This window comes from Janthinobacterium goodfellowi, assembly GCF_051380695.1.
Classification (GTDB): domain Bacteria; phylum Pseudomonadota; class Gammaproteobacteria; order Burkholderiales; family Burkholderiaceae_D; genus Janthinobacterium.
Genome location: NZ_JBNYXN010000001.1, coordinates 927,578 through 946,543, shown reverse-complemented (window position 1 = coordinate 946,543; position 18,966 = coordinate 927,578). Strand labels below are relative to the sequence as shown.

The following is an 18,966-nucleotide window of genomic DNA, read 5'->3' as shown; positions in this document are numbered from 1 at the left end:
CTGTTGATGTGGGTATTACTTGCCGCCCAAAGGCACCTCGCACAGGCAGTGCGTAAGCGCCATGAACGGTTTGTGTTCACGCGTGATGCCCGACAGCCAGGAGAGGTCCTGCGCCATGCCCAGCGCCGCGTCGGCCGGCAAGCCCGTGCCGGCCAGGCCCAGTTTCACGTGCTCGCCCAGGCCCAGCGAGGCCATGGCCTTGGAGCCGAACATGCCGATCAGGCGGTCGACGTTCGACGTTTCCTGCTCCAGGTAGGTCACGCGGTAGTCGGCGCCCAGATTGGCCCGCTTGGCGGCCGAGGCCAGCGCATCGCCATAGCTGCCGATGCGATCGACCAGGTTGCGCTCTTTCGCCTGCAAGCCCGTCCAGACGCGGCCCTGCGCCACTGCATCGATCTTTTCCGGCGTCGTCTTGCGCGCCTTGGCGGCCAGGCTCAGGAAGTCGCCATACACGTGGTTGATCGAACCCTGTATCACTTGCGCGAAGCGGGGATCGAGCGGACGCAAGGGGTTGCCCGCGTCGGCCAGCCACGTGGTGGGCGAACCGGCCGTGTGGATGCCCAGCTTTTCCACCACCTTGTCGGCCGTCGGCAGGATCGCGAACACGCCGATGGAACCGGTGATGGTGGCCGCGTCGGCGATCACTTCATCGGACGAGGTGCTGATCCAGTAGCCGCCCGAAGCGGCCACGTTGCCCATCGAGACGACCACCGGCTTGCCGGCGGCGCGCGTCAGTTCCAGTTCGCGGCGGATCAGTTCCGAGCCGAAGGCGCTGCCGCCTGGCGAATCGATGCGCAGCACGACGGCCTTGATCGACTTGTCTTCGCGCGCCTGACGGATCAGGCGCGAGGTGGACAGGCCGCCGATGGCGCCCGGTGGCGCGATGCCGTCGCCGATTTCACCCGAGGCGATGACCACGCCGACGGCGTCGCCGATGTGCACGGGGCGCAAACGCGCCAGATAGTCGGTGTAGTTCACCTGGCGGAAGTTCGTGCCTTCCGTGTTCTTGGCGCCGCGCGCCATCATGAACTGGCGCAGTTCATCGCGCGTTTTCAGGCCGTCGACCAGTTTTCCATTGAGCGACAGCTTGGCAATGTCGCCGCCGGCAGCCGTCATCAGCGCGGGCAGGTTGTCGATCGTTTGCATGATGGCGCCGGCCGGCAGCTTGCGCGCCTTTTCCACATCCGCCGTGTAGGTGGTCCACAGGCCGTTGTTCAGGTAGCGGTCCGCTTCGGCCGCCGCTTCGGACGGGCCGTTGGCGATGAAAGGCTCGGCCGCGCTCTTATACGTGCCCACTTTCAGCAGGTTCACCGTCACGCCCACCTTGTCGAGCGCGTCGCGGTAGTAATTGCGGTAGCGGCCAAAGCCTTCCAGCATGACGCCGCCCATCGGGTGCAGGAACACCTCGTCAGCCTTGACCGCCACCAGGTACTGGCGCTGGTTGTAGCTGGAACCCCAGGCCGTCACTTTCTTGCCCGTGGCGCGGAAACGCTCCACGCCGGCCGCCACTTCGCGCAGCGACGCCAGGCCGCCGCCCTGCAGTTCGTCGAGCAGGATCACCATGGAACCGATGTTCTTGTCCTTGCCGGCCGTGTCGAGCACGGCCAGCACATCGCGCAGCTGCACGCTTTTCTTGACTTCGCCGCTGACATTGGCCAGCACCGCTTCGCGCACGCCGCCCGGGGTTTCCTCGACCAGCGGGCCTTGCAAGTCCAGCACCAGGGTGGTCTTCTCGCCCAGGGGCTTGGCGCCGCCACCGAAGATGGCGATCAGGATGGCGATGACGATCAGCAGGAAAATCAGGTTGATGACCGCGCGGCGGGTGGCGTCCAGCGCGCGCCAGAATGCGCCAAAGCCGCGGCGCAGCGGCGGGAAGGGGTTGAGTGACATCGATGCTCCGTGAGGTTATGTACCTAAAGGAAATCAATATAGCTGAAAATGGCCGCGATCGCCTTGGGATTCGTCTTATTTTGACAAGTATTGCGTGTCCTGGCCGCCCTGCCCTGACGGCGTGGAAATGAGGAACAGGGCAGCCAGCACGAGGGCGCCGTTCAGGATCAGCAGTTCCAGGCCGATGCGGTAATGCTCGAACAGCCGCGCCTGCTCCCCTTCGATCAGCGCGCACAGCAGTGGCCCGGCGATGGCCGCCAGCGGCACCCAGCGGTCGCGCACGCCGCGCCGGCTCAGCAGGCCGAAGGCGAACAGGCCCAGCAGCGGACCATAGGTATAGCTGGCCAGCTTCAGGATCACGCCTATCATGCTGGGATCGTCCAGCCACTTGAAGGCCATGATCAGGATCAGGAACAGGGCGGAAAAGCCCAGGTGGACACGGCGGCGCCAGCGCATCTGCGCGGCCGCGCTCAAGTCCTGCCTGCGCTGCAGGCCCAGGATGTCGATGCAGAAGGTGGACGTGAGCGCCGTGAGGGCCCCGTCCACGCTGGGAAACAGGGCGGAGATGAGGGCGATGAAGAAAATCAGCTGCACCACGGCGGGGAAGTGACCCAGCACGACGGCGGGAAACAGTTTATCGCCCGTGGCCGTCACGCCGGCCAGCGGCGCGTACAGGTGCAGCAGTCCGCCCAAAAACAGGAACAGCAGCAGCACGCCGGTCAGCACCACGGTCAGGCTGAGCATGTTCTTTTGCGAGTCGCGCAAGGTGCGCACGGAAATGTTCTTTTGCATCATTTCCTGGTCCATGCCCGTCATCGCAATCGTGATGAACATGCCGGCAAGAATGTGCTTCCACAAATAGGCGGGGCTGTCCGGGTCGACGGTGAAGATGCGCGTGAGGCCTTGCGCGCGCATGCGCTCGAGACTGTCGATGAGGGACAGGTCCATTGCGCGCAATAGAAACACGCTGCAGATGACGAGGCCGGCCAGCATGCACGCCGTTTGCAGGGTATCGGTCCAGACGATGGTCTTCACGCCGCCCTCGTACGTGTAGAGCAGGATCAGCAGCAGCACGACGCACGACGTCAGCCAGAACGGCACGCCCAGGCTGTCGAGTATGGTGGCTTGCAGGATATTGACCACCAGATACAGCCGCGCCGTGGCGCCCAGCAGCCGCGAGACGATGAAAAACGCCGCCCCGCTCTGGTAGGATCGCCGGCCCAGGCGCCATTCCAGGTAGCGGTAGATGGAGGTCAGCTGCAGCCGGTAGTACAGCGGCAGCAGGATGAAGGTGATGGCCAGGTAGCCGAGCACATAGCCGATCATCAGCTGGATGTAACCGAAGCCGTTGCTGCCCACGGCGCCCGGCACGCTGATGAAGGTCACGCCCGTCAAGGTCGTGCCCACCATGCCGAAGGCCACCAGCATCCAGTTGCTGTCCTTGTTGCCGATGAAAAAACTGTCATTGGTGGCATGGCGCGAGGTGCGCCACGCCACGCCCAGCAGGATCAGGAAATACGCGAGGACGACGGCAAACAGGATGAGGGGGGACATGGGCGATACGCTGGCGGCAAGGGGAACAGGGGCAGAAATATACAGCAAAGCCCCTGTTGACGCCGGCCTCAGCAGCCGGTCGGTTTGACTTTTTCCACTTCCAGGCCGAACCACGGGCGCAAGCGCGTGCCGATGACGTTGCCCAGGAAAGCGCAGACCAGCCACAGCCAGCCGTGCAGGCTGCCCGAGACGATGCCGCTGAAGTAGGCGCCGATGTTGCAGCCGTAGGCCAGGCGCGCGCCGTAGCCGAGCAGCAAGCCGCCGACGACGGCGGCGATGATCGAGCGGCGCGGGATGCGCCACACGGGCGCGTAACGGCCGGCCAGGGCCGCCGCCAGCATGGCGCCCAGCACGATGCCGATATCCATCACGGAAGTCTTGTCTTGCGTCAAAGGCGCGGCCAGGGCGGCCGCGTTGGCCTTGGTCGACCAATAGGCCCAGCTGGCCGTGTCGATGCCGACCACGGACGCCGCTTTCGCTCCCCACAGGGCGAACGCGGACGTCACGCCCCACGGACGGCCCGACAGCGCCAGGGTGATGAAATTGAGTACGACGAGCGCGATGGCGCCCGCCACCAGCGGCCAGGGGCCATGCAGCCAGGGCGACGCCTGCGACGGGCGCAGCGGTGTCGCGACGAGCTTGCCATGGCGGCGCTTTTCCACCAGCACCGTGATGCCGGCGATCAGCGCGAAGACGATCCAGTTCAGCGCCAGCGCGGGTACCAGGCCCAGGGTCGTGACGAGGGAAATGGGTTTCAATTGCGGCAATGCCGTCCAGAACGGCATGTGCGCCGTGCCGATCACGGAGCCGACGATGAAGGCGGCCAGGGTGATGAGCATGCGCGTGCTGCCCCCGCCCACCGTGTACAGGGTGCCGGAGGCGCAGCCGCCGCCCAGCTGCATGCCGATGCCGAAGATGAAGGCGCCGAAGATCACCGACGTGCCGGCGGGAGACACCAGGCCCGCCACGGGCGTGCCGAACAGGGTACCGGCGGACAATGCTGGAAAGAACAGCGCCACGCCCACGGCCAGCATCAGCATTTGCGCGCGCAAGCCGTCGCCGCGGCCGTCGGCAATGAAGACGCGCCAGGCGGACGTAAAACCGAAGGCCGCGTGATACAGGGTGATGCCGAGCAAGGCGCCCACCACGTACAGCGCGGACTGGGTGGCGCCCACCGTCAGCGCCAGGTACCAGGCGCCTAGCACGATGAGCAACAGGGCGATGCCCAGCGGTTTCGGGTTGATGGCGGCGCGCAGGCGCAGCGGTGACATTGCGGTATCGGACATGGGGAGTATGGGCGAGAGAAAGGGAAACACCATTGTAAACCCTGCTCTCGCCCGTGCCAGCAACTTGCCCGTAGATTAATGCCCCACCGCATGCATCGATTTCTCGCCGCCGCTGCGCACAGGAATCGGATTCAAACGGTCCATGCGGCCGCTCAGGGCCGTCAAGCCAAAGGCGCCGAGCACGACGAGCGCGCCGATCCAGCCCGTGTGCACGAGGCCCAGGTGTTCCACGATGAGGCCGCCGCCCCAGGCACCGCCAGCGATGCCAAGATTAAAAGCGGCGATATTCAGGCCGGAAGCGACGTCCACGGCGCGGGGCGTGAAGTGCTCCGCTTGCTGCACGACGTACACTTGCAAACCGGCCACGTTACCGAAGGCGACGGCACCCCACAGCAGCACGGTGATGACGACGAGCACGGGATGCGCCGCCGTGAAGGTCAACAGCAGCAAGACGGCGGACAGCAGCAAGAAGATCCGTTTCAGGGCGCGCACTGGCCCCTTCTTGTCGGCCAGCTTGCCGCCCCAGATATTGCCGAACGCCACGGAGACGCCATACACGAGCATCACCGCGCCCACGGCGCCGGCGCTGAAACCCGACACTTGCTGCAGGATCGGCGCCAGATAAGTAAAAGCGATGAAGGAGCCGCCATAGCCGACGGCCGTCATGGCATACACCAGCAGCAGCCGGGGCTGGCCCAGCACCTGCACCTGCTGCAGCAGCGAGGCGGGCTTGCTGTGCTGGATGGTCGATGGCACGTACAGCAGGCTGCCGATGAACGCCACCAGGCCCAGGGCCGAGACGGCGAGGAAGGTTTCGCGCCAGCCGAAGTGCTGGCCAATGAAGGTGCCCAGCGGCACGCCCGTCACCAGGGCCACGGTCAAGCCCGTAAACATGATGGCGATCGCGCTGGCCGCCTTGTCCTTCGGCACCAATGACGTGGCGATGGTCGAGCCGATCGAGAAGAACACGCCATGCGCCAGCCCCGTCAGGATGCGGGCGATGACGAGGGTTTCATAGCCGGGCGACTTCCAGGCCAGCAAATTGCCCAAGGTGAACAAGACCATCAGCGACAGCAGCAGGGTCTTGCGCGCAATCTTGCCCGTCAGGGCCGTCAGCACGGGCGCGCCGACGGCGACGCCCAGCGCGTACAGGCTGACCAGCAGGCCGGCCGAGGGCAGGTTGACGCCCAGGTCAGCGGCGATGGTGGGCAGCAGTCCCACGATGACAAACTCGGTGGTTCCGATGGCAAATGCGCTGAGGGTCAGCGCGAGCAAGGCAATGGGCATGACAAACTCCGATAAATGATGTTGGCATGCAGTATCGGGGTTTTCTTTATTCCGAAAAATACTTGATCGGGCAGAAGATAATTGCGCTCAACTCAACAATGTAATGGTCTGCTACACTGGCCGCATCAACACGGGGTCACCACCATGAATTCAGAAAAACTGGCGCTGCTGGTCACGCGCGAAATGCCATACGGAAAATATCAGGGACGCTTGCTGGCCGATTTACCGGGACATTACCTGGGCTGGTTCGCGCGCGAGGGCTTCCCCTCGGGGGAACTGGGCAGTTTAATCGCGCTGATGTATGAGCTCGACCACAACGATTTAAGAGGCTTGCTCGACCCCTTGCGCACGCGCAAGTCGCCGTGGCGGCCGGGCGAGTAAGGAACAGGTCAGAACTGGCGCACCTTCTTCGCCAGCATGGCGCTGAACTGGCCATTTTCCACCAGCGTCTGCAGCTCGCTGGCACCGCCAATGAGCACGCCGTTGACAAAAATCATGGGGAACGTGGGCCAGCCCGTCCACATTTTCAAGGCATTGCGGCGGTGCCACTGGCTCAAATAACTGCCGTATTGCAGGTACTGGTAAGGCGTGCCCAGCACGTCGAGGATCTTGCGCGCCTTGCGCGGGAACGGGTTGAGCGCCATGCCGACCACCACCACCTGGTGCGCGGCGATGGCCGCCTGCACCTCGCGCACGATGTCCTGGTGCTTGCTGCCGATCAAAGGGCGGGCGGCGGGATGGATCTGGGCTTCGTCGAGGATGGCGCGGGTCATGAAAGTCCTGGGGTCAATGGCACGTGGCGTGCCGATCATGCATTGTGCCACGCACACAGGCCGGCGTGCGCTACACTGCGCGTCTTCTCCCCTTCACCTGAAATATATGCAAGCAATCACTCCCATGCCGGCATGCCGCACCCGCCGCCTGCTCGGCGCGCTTCTGCTCGCCGCCACTTGCGCCAGCACCCTCGCCGCTGCCGATCCAGGCCTGGAAACGGGCTTGACGCATGCGCTGCAGCTGAAAAAGGGCACGACAGCCAGGGTGGGCACCTCTGGCAAAGCGATCCAGGCTTACATGCGCGAAGGCTACGTCGGCAAGCGCCCGGACCAGCGCTTCGACTATACCGATTACTACCTGCTGAAAAAACCGGCCAGCTTCATGGGGCATGCACTGGTGCTGATCGAGGAAGAATACATCACGCAATATATCGGCTGCTGCGTCAGCCCCGGCGTTGGCGTGACGCTCAAGGTGCAGGGCAGCACGCAGAAGCTGCAGGCGTTCGCCCGCGCCCAGCGCTGTACCTTGCGCGACCCCGTCGACATCCGGCATGAACTGAACGAGGTTGCCATCAAGACCAGGATGCCCAAGGGCCATTACGCGTCCTTGAGCTGCCGCGAACGCGATGCCGAGCGTGAAGAGCCGTAAGCCGTAACATGGCCGCCCGGCCTCCACGAGGCGCAAGCGCGGTATCGCAACGTCAGGCAATCGTTGCCGTCGAATACGGGGATTCGATTTGCCAGCCCAGGCTCGCGTACAATTTTGCCCCATCCTCGGTTGCCACCAGCACGCGGCACGCGCTGTCTGATCGCTGCCTGCTCCCCAGCGCGGCAATCAGTACTCTACCCAGCCCCCGGCGCCGATGTGCCGCTTCCGTGACGATACGGTCAAAGACAAAGACACCGGCATATTCCACGGCATGGCCGCTTGCGGCAATACCGCCACCGCCGGTCAGAATACGCGCTGTCGTGATGGCCTGTGACGTTGTCACTTCCAGCCGGTAGCCGGCAGGCAGATCTGGCGCCTGCAGACTGCCCGCATGGCGCATGAAAAAGCCGCCAGGGCAAAGTTGCCACCGAGGCGGCAACAGCCCGAGCAATTGCTGCCCGGCGCCACACATCTTGATGAAGATATGCGGACCGTGGATCGAAGCTGCCAGCGCGCTGATGCCTGGAACAGGTCCCGCAAAAACATGGCGCCGGATTTCGCCCGGCAAGCCCGTATCGACGCGCCACCCGCCATGATCGGGCACGGGCGGCGCCAGGCCGCGCGCGATCGAACGTGCCGCCAGCCAGGCGGCCAGCAGGCCGGGATCGGCCAGATGCGCCTTTTCCTGCTCCTCCATCTCACGCTCCCTCATTCGTCCCTGCTGTCCCTGCTGATTATGCCAGAGTGAAATCGGCGCCTACCCCAGCGGCACGTGCAAGCCCATCTTGAGGCAGGTCAATGCCACGGAAGTGCGGTAGCGCCGGATATTGTCGTCGCCGCCGAACAGGCGCTCCGTCAGCGCCTCGTATTCGGCCATGCTGCTGGCGGTAATGATCAGCAAATAATCGGCCTCGCCCGTGATGCCGTAGCACTGCTGGATGGCAGGTTCGGCCATGATGCGCGCGCGCATGCCGGCCGTGCGCTGCGGGTGCTCGTCGTGCAGATGCACCTCCACCGTCAATATCAAGGGGCGGCCCAAGCGGCTGGCGTCGAGCACGGCCACCTCGTTGCGGATCACCCCGCTCTCGCGCAGGCGGCGGATGCGCCGCTGCACGGCCGGCGCCGACAAATGCACGGCCTGGGCGATTTCACGCTGCGAGGTCGTGTTATCGCGCTGCAAGATGTCGAGGATGGCCAGGTCGAAGGCATCGAGGTCGGGGGAAGGCGTGAGCGAAAGTTGCGTCATGAAGGTCAAAATGCAGTGCAAATATCGGAGCAGACACAATAAACTTTCGCTATTCCGATATCAAGCCTTTTATTCCCATGCCATTACGCCGCTATTCCTCGTTCATTCCCCTGCTCGCCATCCTCGGTTCCGTCACCGCGCTGGGGCTGGGCACCTCATGGGCCAAGCACAGCCTGTTCCCGCTGGTCGGCGCGCAAGGCACGACGGCCGTGCGCGTGGGCTTTTCCGCGCTGTTGCTGCTGCTGTTCTGGCGTCCATGGCGCTGGCAGCTGAGCCGCGCCGACCTGCGCACGGTGGCCCTGTACGGCGGCGCGCTGGGCTTGACCAACCTGTGCTTCTACATGGCCTTGCGCACGATTCCGTTCGGCATCGCCGTGGCCATCGAGTTTTCCGGCCCGCTGGCCGTGGCCCTGCTGGCCTCGCGCCGTCCGCTCGACTTCGTCTGGGTGGCCCTGGCCGTGGCGGGACTGGCGCTGCTGCTGCCGCTCGGCCACGACATCAGCAATCTCGATCCCACGGGCGTGCTGTTCGCCCTGGCGGCGGCCGCCTGCTGGGCCTCGTACATCATCTTCGGCAAGCGCGCCAGCCATTTGCATGCGGGCCATTCCGTCTCGCTGGGCCTGGCCATGGCCGCGCTGGTGGTCGTGCCCGTGGGCGTGATGCACAGCGGCGCCGCCCTGCTCTCGCCCGTCGTGCTGGGCGTGGGCCTGGGCGTGGCCTTCATTTCCAGCGCCATACCGATCTCGCTGGAAATGGTCGCCCTGAAACGGCTGACGCCGCAAGCGTTCGGCATCATGAGCAGCATGGAACCGGCCGTGGCCGCCATGCTGGCCTTCATCCTGCTCGATGAACGCCTGGACGCGGCGCAATGGCTGGCCATCGCCATGATCATGGCCGCGTCCATGGGCAGTTCCTACATGGCGCAGCGCCAGAAACGGGCGCCGGCCGCCGCCGTGCATACCTGAGCCCTCCCTATCCTTAATGCACGGCCGCCCCCGCCACATGGACGGCCAGGTTCTTGCGTGCCAGCCAGGCCAGCGGCAGCAGGGCCAGCAAGGCGGCGGCCACGCCCGCCCACGGCGACGACGCCATCAGCTGGCGCGAGACCATCAGCGCACCGAGCATGGAACCGAAGGAAATGCCGAGATTAAACGCGGAAATATTCAAGCCCGAAGCGAAATCGACGGCTTGCGGCGTGTAGCGCTCGGCCGTGGCCAGCATGCCGGCCTGCAGGGCGGGCGACAGGCCGAAGGCGAACACGCCCCAGACGAACAGCATCACCGTCATCATCCACGGCGAGCTAATGCTCAATGCCACGCCCACCTGCGTGGCGGCCAGCAACAGCAGCATCAATCGCAGCGCCTTTTGCCAGCCCAGGTGGCTGGTCAGGTAGCCGCCCGCCAGGTTGCCGGCAAAGGTGGCGATGCCGAACACGATCAGCAAGGCGCTGGCCATGGTGGCGGAAAAGCCCGTCACATCCGTCAGGATGGGTGTAATAAACGTGAAGGCCGCAAAACTGCTGCCGAAGCCGAACGTGGTCACCGCCATCATGGTCAGAATGGGGCCGCTGCCCAGCGCCGCCAGCTGCGTCATGGCCTTGCCGCCTTTGCCCTGCTGCAAACCGGCCGGCAGCCAGCGCGCCATGGCGCCCAGGCCCACGGCCGCCAAGACTACCACGGCAAAGAAGGGCAGGCGCCAGCCCATCAGGTTGCCGAGGAAGCTGCCGAACGGCACGCCGATCACCATGGCCAGGGTCAGGCCCGCGAACATCACGGAAATCGCCCTGCCTGCCTGCGCCTTGCTCACCAGGCTGGCGGCCACGGTGGCGCCGATGGCAAAGAAGGTGCCGTGCGCCACGGCCGTGATGACCCGTCCCACCAGCAAGAACTCGAACGTATGCGACAAGGCGGCCAGCAGGTTACCGGCCAGGAACACGCTCATCAGCCCCAGCAGGGCCGCCTTGCGCGGCAGGCGCGACATCAGCAGCACCAGCAGCGGCGTGCCGATGGCCAGCGCCAGCGCGTACAGGCTCACCAGCGAGCCGGCCGATTCGATGGAAATGTGCAAATCTTTCGCGATGGTGGGCAGGATGCCGACGACGATGAATTCGGTCACGCCGATGGCGAAGGCGCCGACGGCCAGCGCCAGCACGCCGGGCGGCATGGTGCTGGCTGGAGGGGAAACAGGGTGTGCGGTGGTCATGATGGCTCCAACAAATAGTTCAAGCGGGCCAGTGTATCGAGATAAATACTTTTGATATAGACTCTAATAATGGAAACACCTGTGAAATGGATTCAATAATGGCCAGGCAAGACATCAACCGTGCGTTCGAGATGGCCGTGTTCGTGGCCGTGGTGGAAACGGGCGCCTTTTCCGCCGCCGCGCGCCGCCTGGCCTTGACGCCGTCGGCCGTCAGCAAGCTCGTCAATCGCCTGGAAGCGCGGCTCGGCGCGCGTTTGCTCCAGCGCAGCACGCGCCAGCTGCATACGACGCCCGAGGGCGACGCCTTCTTCGTGCAGTGCAAGCGCATCCTCGACGATATCGATGGCGCCGAGCGTGAAGCATCGCAGGGCGCGGCGCCGCGCGGACGCCTGCGCATCAACTGTTTCGTGCCGTTCGGCGTGCGCCATCTGCTGCCCATCCTGCCCGAGTTCGCGCAGCACTATCCCGACATCGTGCTCGACGTCGTCGTCAGCGACGCCATCGTCGACCTGCTGGAAGACCGCACCGACATCGCCATCCGCACGGGCCAGCTAAAGGAATCGAACCTGGTGGCGCGCAAACTGGGCGAAGACACGATGGTGGTCGTCGCCTCGCCCGCGTACGCAGCGCGCCACGGCCTGCCGCGCACGCCGCAGGAACTATCCGAACACAATTTATTGGCCTTCAACTTCCGCTGCCAGAACGAAACCTGGCCTTTCCTCGACGGGAGCGGCGGCAACTTGCAGGTGGCGCCGCAGGGCAATACCTGCGTCAGCGATGGCGAAAGCATGCGCCAGCTGGTGCTGGCGGGCATGGGGCTGGGGCGCTTTTCGCGCCAGCACGTGCAGCGCGACATCGAGCAAGGCCAACTCATACCCGTGCTGCAGGACTACAATCCGGGCGACAAGGAACTCGTGCATGCCGTCTTCGTGGGACCTGGCCTGCAGGTGCCGGCCCGGGTCAGGGTGATGCTCGATTATCTGCTGGAAAAGGTCAAGCTGAGCCTGCCTTAAACGACGGCCTCGCCCAGGCGCAGCTGCCGGCCCTCGCCCAGCATCACTTCGAATTCCGCCGCCGGCACGGCCGGGCTGAACAGATAGCCTTGCAGCTGGTCACAACCGAGTTCGCGCAGGAAGCGCATCTGCTCGGCCGTTTCCACCCCTTCGGCGACGATTTCCTGGCGCAGCTGCTGCGCCATGGTGACGATGGCGCGGGCGATGGCGCAGTCGTTTTCCTCGAAGGGCAAGCCGATGACGAAGGAGCGGTCGATTTTCAAGGTGCTGATGGGGAATTTCTTCAGGTAGGCGAGGCTGGAATAGCCGGTGCCGAAGTCGTCCAGCGCCAGCGCCAGGCCCATGGCCACCAGCTGGTTCATGATGTCGATCACCTTGTCGGCGCCCCGCATCAGCAGGCTTTCCGTGATTTCCAGCATGATCTGGTCGGGCCGCACCTGGTAGCGCTCGAGCACGGCCGCTATGCGCGCGGGCAACTGTTCATCGAACTGCCGCGCCGACAGGTTGACGGCGATGGCCGGCATGTGCAGGCCCCGGTCTTCCCAGTTGCGGATCTGGCGGCACGCCTCGTCCAGCACCCAGGTGCCCAGCTCCAGAATCAAGCTGGTTTCCTCGGCGACGGGGATGAAGACGCCGGGCGAGACCATGCCGCGCATCGGATGCTTCCAGCGCAGCAAGGCTTCCGCGCCCACGATGCGTCCGCTGGCCAGGCTCACCTTCGGCTGGTAATGCAATTCCAGCTCCTTGTCGCCCAGGGCCAAACGCATTTCGCTTTCCAGTCGCAAATGTTCCTTGGCCCTGCGGTTCATGTCTTCGCGGTAGAACAGGAAGGCCGATTCGATGGTCTGCCCCGCCTTGGCCACGGCCACGTCGGCAAAACGGAACAGGGCCGGCGCTTCCAGGCCGTCTTCCGGATACACGGTGATGCCGATGCTGGCGCCCACGTGCAGCGCGTGCGTATCGATATTGATCGGCGCCTCGAGCAGGTTGAGCAGCTTTTGCGCCACGTTCGCCGCATGTTCGCGCTTTTCGATGTGCAGCAGCGCTACGACAAATTTGCTGTTGTCGACGCGCGCCAGGATATCGGCGTCGCGCAGGGCGCCGCGGAACAGCTGGCCGATGGCGATCACCAGCTGGTCGCCCACTTCATGGCCCAGCGTGTCGCTGATGGAACCGATGCGGCTGATGTCGATGACCATCAGCGCGCCGTGCGTGCCTTGCCGTTTCGCTTCGGCCAGGCCCTGGTCGACCAATTGGTTCAGCAGGCAGCGGTTGGGCAAGCCCGTCAGGCTGTCGTAGTTGGCCATGCGCTGCATGCGCGCTTCGGCATCCTTGTGCACCGAGATATCGGAAAACAGGGAAAACACATGGCTGATTTCGCCGTACTCGTCGCGCACGACGCTGATGGTGACGTCTTGCGGGAACAGTTCGCCATTCTTGCGCTTGCCGATGATTTCGCCGCGCCAGGAACCGTGACCGCGCATGGCGGCGCGCACCTTGGCGCGGAAGTCGGGGTCGTGCACGCCCGAGCGCAGCAAGTCCGGCGTGCGGCCGATGGCTTCGGCCGGCGAATAGCCGGTGATGCGGGAAAACGAGCTGTTGATGGAGACGATGCGCTCTTCCGCGTCGGTGATCAGCACGGCTTGCTCGCTGTCTTCGATGATGCGTGCATGCAACCTGACCTTGTCCACGTCGGACAGCGGCTCGCTCATGGCCGACAGGCGCACGGCCATGCCGCAACCCTTGCCCGCCTGGTCGTGGATCACGTGGCGGTGCATGCGCAGCCACGTCACCATGCCCGACTTCTTGCGCCGGCGCACATCGGTGGCCACGTCGCCCTGGGTGAAATGCAGTTCCAGCACGCTCGCTTCGGCGTCGTCTTCCGGATACAAGAACAGGATGTGCTGGCCCAGCGCTTCCAGTTCGGAATAGCCGAACATCTGTTCGGCGCCATGGTTCCAGCCGATCAAAAAGCCGTCGGGATCGATTTCCAGCAAGGCGTCGGCCGGCGCCACGCGCACCACGGGCCGGCTGGCGCCGCGCAGCCGCTCCAGCTCTTCCTCCAGCCGCGCCAGGGTGGCGACCTGCTGCGGCCCCGCCTGTTCACGGGCATCCTGTGCCAGGCGCAGGCACAGCGCGACCTTCGCCTCAAGCATGGCAACCCCACGCTTGTGCCAGGTCAGGGGAACGTTTCAGGGGCGCTGCGGTGTGTGTAATCATCAAAATCCCACTGTGGGGCGTGGAGGTCGGGCGGAAATACTGTGAATATGGTAACTTAAAAATGTTGGCGTATGTCAACATTTTAAGACCTGCGCAGAATGACCGGTGCGGCGTCACGCCCGGCCCGGCAGATGCTGCGCCAGGCGGGCAAACACATCCGGTTCGCGCATGCGCGCCATCCACCAGCGCAGCGCGGCGCCATCCTCGCCCACGCGCCAGGCCAGGTAAAACGTTTCCGACGGTTTCGGCTCTTCCACGGCCTTTTCCACCAGCAAGCCGCGTGCGATGGCGGCGCGCGCGCATGGTCCCGGCAGGAAGCCAAAGCCCAGTCCCAGCACCTGGTAATCGAACTTCACCTGCATGTTCGGCACGCTCAAGGCATCTTGCCCCAGCAGCAGCCCCACCGTGCGCGGCGCCATCTGGCGCGCCGAATCGGCCACCACCACGGCCCGGTGCTGCTGCAGGTGGCCGCGCGACAAGGGTTCGGCCACTTGCGCCAGCGGATGCGAGGGCGCCACGGCAAAGACGAAGTCGAGCATGCCGATCGGCTGCGCGATATAGCCGCCTCCGGCCGGGCCGTCGCCGGGCGCGCCCACCAGCAAGTCGGCGCGCCGGTCCAGCAGCGCTTCCCAGGTGCCCGACAGGGTGTCTTGCGACAGGCGCAAGCGCGTCTGCTGCGCCACGTCGTAAAAGGCGCGCACGTCGTCGGCCAGGGCCACGGCGGAAAACATGGAATCGATGCCAATGGACAATTCCGTTTCCCAGCCGGACGCCACCCTGCGCACGCGGTGCTCGAGGTCCTGCGCCGCCTTCAACAGATAGCGGCCCTCTTTCAGCAACTCCTGGCCGGCCGCCGTCAGCATGACTTTCGGCCCATTGCGCTGGAACACCTGCACGCCCAGGTCGTCTTCCAGCTTGGCCACCGTATAGGAAATGGTGGACGGGACTTTATGCAACTCCTTGCCGGCCGACGAGAACGATCCACGGCGGTCGATGGCGTCGACGATTTGCAGCGCTTCCAGGCTCAGTCTTAACATTCGATTTTTTCGATCATAGGTCGCAAGATTTTCCGTTTTTCTTTCTCTTCTGACGGGCCTATACTTTGTTCATCGTACAGCGAAGGGCAGAAAAGAAGCCACGGCGTAGCGCCAGGCAACGGTCCTTCGAAATTATCGCACATTCACTTATAGAAACGGAGTCCACCATGTTACAGATTCGTCATAGCGAAGAACGCGGCGCCGCCAACCACGGCTGGCTCAATTCCCATCACAGCTTTTCTTTCGGCAGCTACCACGATCCGCTGCACATGGGCTTTGGCCCCCTGCTGGTAATCAATGAAGACCGGGTCACGCCAGGCCAGGGTTTCGGCACGCACGGCCACCGCGACATGGAAATCATTTCGTATGTGCTCGACGGCGCACTCGAACACAAGGACAGCATGGGCACCGGTTCCGTGCTGCACTACGGCGATGTCCAGCGCATGAGCGCCGGCAGCGGCGTGCGCCACAGCGAGTTCAACCATTCAAACACGGATGGCTTGCACTTCCTGCAGATCTGGATCCAGCCGAACGTGACGGGCATTCCCCCCAGCTATGAAGAGAAACACTTCACGCCGGAAAGCAAACGGGGCAAGCTGCGTTTGATCGCCTCGTCCGACGGCCGCCAGGGTTCCGTGCTGATCCACCAGGACGCGGCCATCTACGCCAGCATCCTGCAGGAAGGCGAACAGGCCGAACACGCGCTCGACGAAGGCCGCCTCGCCTATGTGCACCTGATCCGCGGCAGCCTGGTCGTCAACGGCACGCCATTGAAAGCGGGCGATGCGCTGAAACTGACGCAGGAAGCGGCCGTGATCATTACCCAGCCGGAAGACGCGGAATTCCTCGTCTTCGACTTACCGAAATAATTGATCAATATAGAGAAAGAGAAAAATCATGGAAAACAAAACCAACGTCTTGCTGCCTCTCGGCCGTGCCGCCCTTGGCGTGCTGTTCTTTGTCTCGGGCTTGCTGAAGATCGGCGCCTTCGCGGGGGTGGCCGGCTACATGGCGAGCCAGGGCTTGCCTATCGCCAATATCTTGCTGGTGGGCGTGATCGCCCTGGAAGTGGGCGGCGGCTTGCTGCTGATCACGGGGTGGCAGGCGCGCTGGGCGGCGCTGGCCCTGGCGCTGTTCCTGATCCCGACCACATTGATCTTCCACGCCTTCTGGAGCGCCGATGCGGCCCACTTCCAGGACCAGCTGACGAACTTCCTGAAGAATCTGTCCATCTTCGGCGGCATGCTCCTGCTGGTGGAACGCGGTTTTCGCCAGGCCAGGTAAGGCCAAGGCTGTCTGACTGGACGGACCCGTCGTCGACGCGGCCCGTCCGGCCGGCAGCCTGCCACCATGGTGTCACCTTTTTGTCATCAAGCTGACATGGCGCGGTCACATACGCTGACTATCATGCGGTTGCCTTTAAATCACGCAACCACAGGACATCGCAGCCCATGAACAAGCCCAACGATCTGGCCATCCGCGCCACCGATCTGAACGACATTGACAGCCAAGCGTCCCACGACAACCATTTCAACAGCATCCTGAACGCCCGCCTGAGCCGCCGCAACTGGCTGCGCGGCAGCGCCGTCACGGCCGCTACCGCCGTCATGGGATCGATGGGCCTGTCCGCCTGTGGCGGCGGCAGCGACGCGGCCGCCGTCACCCCGACGCCGACGCCGACGCCCGAAAAACTGCTGGCCTTCACGGCCGTGCCGAAAAGCCTGGCCGACGTTGTGTCGGTGCCTGCCGGCTACACGGCCACCGCCCTGTATGCGCTGGGCGACTCGCTGCGCGCGGCCACGCCAGCCTACAAGAATGACGGCAGCGATACCGATTTCGACAACCGCGCCGGCGACCACCACGACGGCATGGAATACTACGGCCTGTCCGCCGCCGGCGCGCCGCTGGCGTCCGGCGCCGAACGGGGCTTGCTGGCGATGAACCACGAAGCGACCACCGACGAAAAACTGTCCTCGCACTTCCTGCACGTGAATGGCGGCACCACGACGCTGCCGCGCCCCGCCGCCGAAGTCGACAAGGAAGTGGCCGTCCACGGCCTGAGCGTGGTGGAAGTCAGGAAAACGGGCAGCGCCTGGGCCACCGTCAACGACTCCGCCTTCAACCGCCGCGTCACGCCGCTGACGGACATAGAACTTGCCGGCCCCGTGCGCGGCAACGCCCTCGTGGTGACCAAGTATTCGCCGACCGGCACCAAGACGCGCGGCACCATTAACAACTGCGGCACCGGCAAGTCGCCCTGGGGCAGCTACCTGTCCGGCGAAGAAAACTGGGCCGGCTACTTCACGCGCTCGGCCACCGACAATGCGGCGCGCGGCGACAAGTCCGTCGCTTCGCTGAACCGCTATGGCCGCAGCCAGGGCGGCGCCTCGCGCCACGGCTGGGAAACGGGCGGCAGCGACGACAAGTACGCGCGCTGGAACCTGAGCAAGATCGGCGCCTCCGCCGACGGCAGCGACGACTACCGCAACGAGCTGAACGGCATGGGCTACATCGTCGAGATGGACCCGTACGACAAGACCCGCCCTATCCGCAAGCGCACGGCGCTGGGCCGCTACGCGCACGAAAGCGCCGCCTTCAGCGTGCCGACCGTGGGCCAGCAGCTGGCCGTCTACATGGGCGACGATTCGCGCAACGAATACATCTACAAATTCGTCACGACGGCCGTCTGGGCCGCCGCGGATGCGACGCCTGCGGACCGCATCGCCACCGGCGACAAATACCTCGATTCGGGCAAGCTGTACGTGGCCAAGCTGGCCGCCGACGGCACGGGCCAGTGGATCGAGCTGACCCTGTCGAACCCGCTGATCCAGGCCTACGGCGCCTACAGGTTCGCCGACCTGGCCGACGTGCTGGTCAATGCCCGCCTGGCGGCCGACGCCGTGGGCGCGACCAAGATGGACCGGCCGGAATGGTGCTCGGTCAACCCGGCCAATGGCGAAATCTACTACACGCTGACCAACAACTCGAACCGCACCGTCAATCCGAGCGGCTCGTCGCAGCTGGCGCCCGACAGCGCCAACCCGCGCGCCTACACGGACATGAAGGGCGGCAGCGCGCAGAACGGCAATCCGAACGGCCACATCATCCGCTTCAAGGAAGGCACGGGCGCGGCCGCGGCCACCAGCTTTACCTGGGATGTCTACCTGTTTGGCGCCGAGAGCGGCGCCGACGCCAGCAAGATCAACCTGTCGAACCTGACGGCGGACCAGGACTTCTCGAGTCCGGACGGCCTGGCCTTCAGCCCCTACACGGGCATCTGCTGGATCCAGACGGACGATGGCGCGTACACCGATGTGACCAACTGCATGATGCTGGCGGCCATCCCCGGCAAGGTGGGCGACGGCGCCAAGTCCACCCTGAACTACGCGACGGCGGCCGGCGGCAACCTGGCGGTCGACACCTTCATCGGCAAGAAACCCACGGCCGACACGCTCAAGCGCTTCCTGGTGGGACCGGTCGGCTCGGAAATCACGGGCATCAGCGAAACGCCCGATGGCAAGACCATGTTCATCAACATCCAGCACCCGGGCGAAAACACCGCGCTGGCCAATATCGGCGACCCGTCCAAATACACGAGCCAATGGCCGGCCAACGCCGGCTATGGCGCCGGCAAGCGTCCCCGCTCGGCCACCATCGTGATCACCAAGAACGACGGCGGCCGTATCGGCAGTTGATGCCCTTTGCCTGGCGGCGGCATCCGCCAGGCAAAGCCAGCCATCGACCTTGTAAAAGGAGGAAGTGCCCCTAAGTAAGGTTCATCACCAGACGTTGCAGCGACCGAATGGCAG

17 protein-coding genes are annotated in these 18,966 nt (G+C 64.6%); 7 read left to right on the top strand and 10 right to left on the bottom strand.

Going from position 1 to position 18,966, the window contains the following annotated elements; genetic code table 11:
• Window positions 1–15: 15 nt before the first annotated feature.
• The 4 genes from sppA to ACQ4WQ_RS04295 form a co-directional block, all read right to left on the bottom strand.
• Window positions 16–1,890, bottom strand: coding sequence for a signal peptide peptidase SppA (gene sppA / locus ACQ4WQ_RS04310; RefSeq protein WP_436494901.1), 1,875 nt, complete (start codon window positions 1,888–1,890; stop codon window positions 16–18).
• A 75-nt stretch (window positions 1,891–1,965) separates the two neighbouring features.
• Window positions 1,966–3,444, bottom strand: coding sequence for a sodium:solute symporter (locus tag ACQ4WQ_RS04305; RefSeq protein WP_436494899.1), 1,479 nt, complete (start codon window positions 3,442–3,444; stop codon window positions 1,966–1,968).
• A gap of 68 nt (window positions 3,445–3,512) precedes the next feature.
• Window positions 3,513–4,730 (bottom strand): YeeE/YedE family protein, encoded by a 1,218-nt coding sequence (locus ACQ4WQ_RS04300; protein WP_436494897.1) that lies wholly within the window; start codon window positions 4,728–4,730, stop codon window positions 3,513–3,515.
• 75 nt (window positions 4,731–4,805) lie between these two features.
• Window positions 4,806–6,017: an MFS transporter gene (locus tag ACQ4WQ_RS04295; protein ID WP_436494895.1), complete on the bottom strand. Its 1,212-nt coding sequence runs from the start codon at window positions 6,015–6,017 to the stop codon at window positions 4,806–4,808.
• Between the two features lie 144 nt (window positions 6,018–6,161).
• Here ACQ4WQ_RS04295 and ACQ4WQ_RS04290 point away from each other — a divergent pair, with 144 nt between their 5' ends.
• Complete coding sequence (locus ACQ4WQ_RS04290; protein ID WP_071076391.1) at window positions 6,162–6,398, top strand: DUF3820 family protein; 237 nt, start codon at window positions 6,162–6,164, stop codon at window positions 6,396–6,398.
• Window positions 6,399–6,406: 8 nt separating this feature from the next.
• On the opposite strand, the gene ACQ4WQ_RS04285 is transcribed toward ACQ4WQ_RS04290, so the two are convergent.
• A complete protein-coding gene (locus tag ACQ4WQ_RS04285; protein ID WP_436494893.1) occupies window positions 6,407–6,790 on the bottom strand; it encodes a glutaredoxin domain-containing protein in 384 nt (127 codons plus the stop codon).
• A 106-nt stretch (window positions 6,791–6,896) separates the two neighbouring features.
• Here ACQ4WQ_RS04285 and ACQ4WQ_RS04280 point away from each other — a divergent pair, with 106 nt between their 5' ends.
• The gene (locus ACQ4WQ_RS04280; RefSeq protein ID WP_436494891.1) at window positions 6,897–7,439 is read left to right on the top strand and encodes a hypothetical protein; all 543 of its coding nucleotides are present in this window, start codon (window positions 6,897–6,899) and stop codon (window positions 7,437–7,439) included.
• Between the two features lie 52 nt (window positions 7,440–7,491).
• Here the strand turns inward: ACQ4WQ_RS04280 and ACQ4WQ_RS04275 are convergent, their stop codons facing one another.
• Together ACQ4WQ_RS04275 and ACQ4WQ_RS04270 are read right to left on the bottom strand one after the other, a co-directional pair.
• Entirely contained in the window at window positions 7,492–8,136 is a 645-nt protein-coding gene (locus ACQ4WQ_RS04275; RefSeq protein WP_436494889.1) for a GNAT family N-acetyltransferase, read from the bottom strand.
• Window positions 8,137–8,196: 60 nt separating this feature from the next.
• Window positions 8,197–8,685, bottom strand: coding sequence for an Lrp/AsnC family transcriptional regulator (locus ACQ4WQ_RS04270; RefSeq protein ID WP_436494887.1), 489 nt, complete (start codon window positions 8,683–8,685; stop codon window positions 8,197–8,199).
• Window positions 8,686–8,762: 77 nt separating this feature from the next.
• On the opposite strand from ACQ4WQ_RS04270, the gene ACQ4WQ_RS04265 reads away from it, so the two are divergent.
• Window positions 8,763–9,650, top strand: coding sequence for an EamA family transporter (locus ACQ4WQ_RS04265; protein WP_326456918.1), 888 nt, complete (start codon window positions 8,763–8,765; stop codon window positions 9,648–9,650).
• Between the two features lie 13 nt (window positions 9,651–9,663).
• On the opposite strand, the gene ACQ4WQ_RS04260 is transcribed toward ACQ4WQ_RS04265, so the two are convergent.
• Window positions 9,664–10,887 (bottom strand): MFS transporter, encoded by a 1,224-nt coding sequence (locus ACQ4WQ_RS04260; RefSeq protein WP_436494885.1) that lies wholly within the window; start codon window positions 10,885–10,887, stop codon window positions 9,664–9,666.
• Between the two features lie 98 nt (window positions 10,888–10,985).
• Here ACQ4WQ_RS04260 and ACQ4WQ_RS04255 point away from each other — a divergent pair, with 98 nt between their 5' ends.
• Window positions 10,986–11,900: a LysR family transcriptional regulator gene (locus tag ACQ4WQ_RS04255; protein WP_436494883.1), complete on the top strand. Its 915-nt coding sequence runs from the start codon at window positions 10,986–10,988 to the stop codon at window positions 11,898–11,900.
• On the opposite strand, the gene ACQ4WQ_RS04250 is transcribed toward ACQ4WQ_RS04255, so the two are convergent.
• Window positions 11,897–14,056 (bottom strand): putative bifunctional diguanylate cyclase/phosphodiesterase, encoded by a 2,160-nt coding sequence (locus tag ACQ4WQ_RS04250; RefSeq protein ID WP_436494881.1) that lies wholly within the window; start codon window positions 14,054–14,056, stop codon window positions 11,897–11,899. The two genes, ACQ4WQ_RS04255 and ACQ4WQ_RS04250, sit on opposite strands and share 4 nt — an antisense overlap.
• Window positions 14,057–14,233: 177 nt before the next feature.
• Window positions 14,234–15,157 carry a LysR family transcriptional regulator gene (locus ACQ4WQ_RS04245; RefSeq protein WP_436494879.1) on the bottom strand — a complete coding sequence of 308 codons (924 nt, stop codon included), beginning with the start codon at window positions 15,155–15,157 and terminating at the stop codon, window positions 14,234–14,236.
• Window positions 15,158–15,324: 167 nt separating this feature from the next.
• Between ACQ4WQ_RS04245 and ACQ4WQ_RS04240 the strand changes: the two genes are divergently transcribed.
• From ACQ4WQ_RS04240 to ACQ4WQ_RS04230, 3 genes are all read left to right on the top strand, one after another.
• Window positions 15,325–16,026 carry a pirin family protein gene (locus ACQ4WQ_RS04240; RefSeq protein WP_326456913.1) on the top strand — a complete coding sequence of 234 codons (702 nt, stop codon included), beginning with the start codon at window positions 15,325–15,327 and terminating at the stop codon, window positions 16,024–16,026.
• A 28-nt stretch (window positions 16,027–16,054) separates the two neighbouring features.
• Entirely contained in the window at window positions 16,055–16,441 is a 387-nt protein-coding gene (locus ACQ4WQ_RS04235) for a DoxX family protein (RefSeq protein WP_436494877.1), read from the top strand.
• A 167-nt stretch (window positions 16,442–16,608) separates the two neighbouring features.
• Complete coding sequence (locus tag ACQ4WQ_RS04230) at window positions 16,609–18,852, top strand: PhoX family protein (RefSeq protein ID WP_436494875.1); 2,244 nt, start codon at window positions 16,609–16,611, stop codon at window positions 18,850–18,852.
• Window positions 18,853–18,966 lie beyond the last annotated feature (114 nt).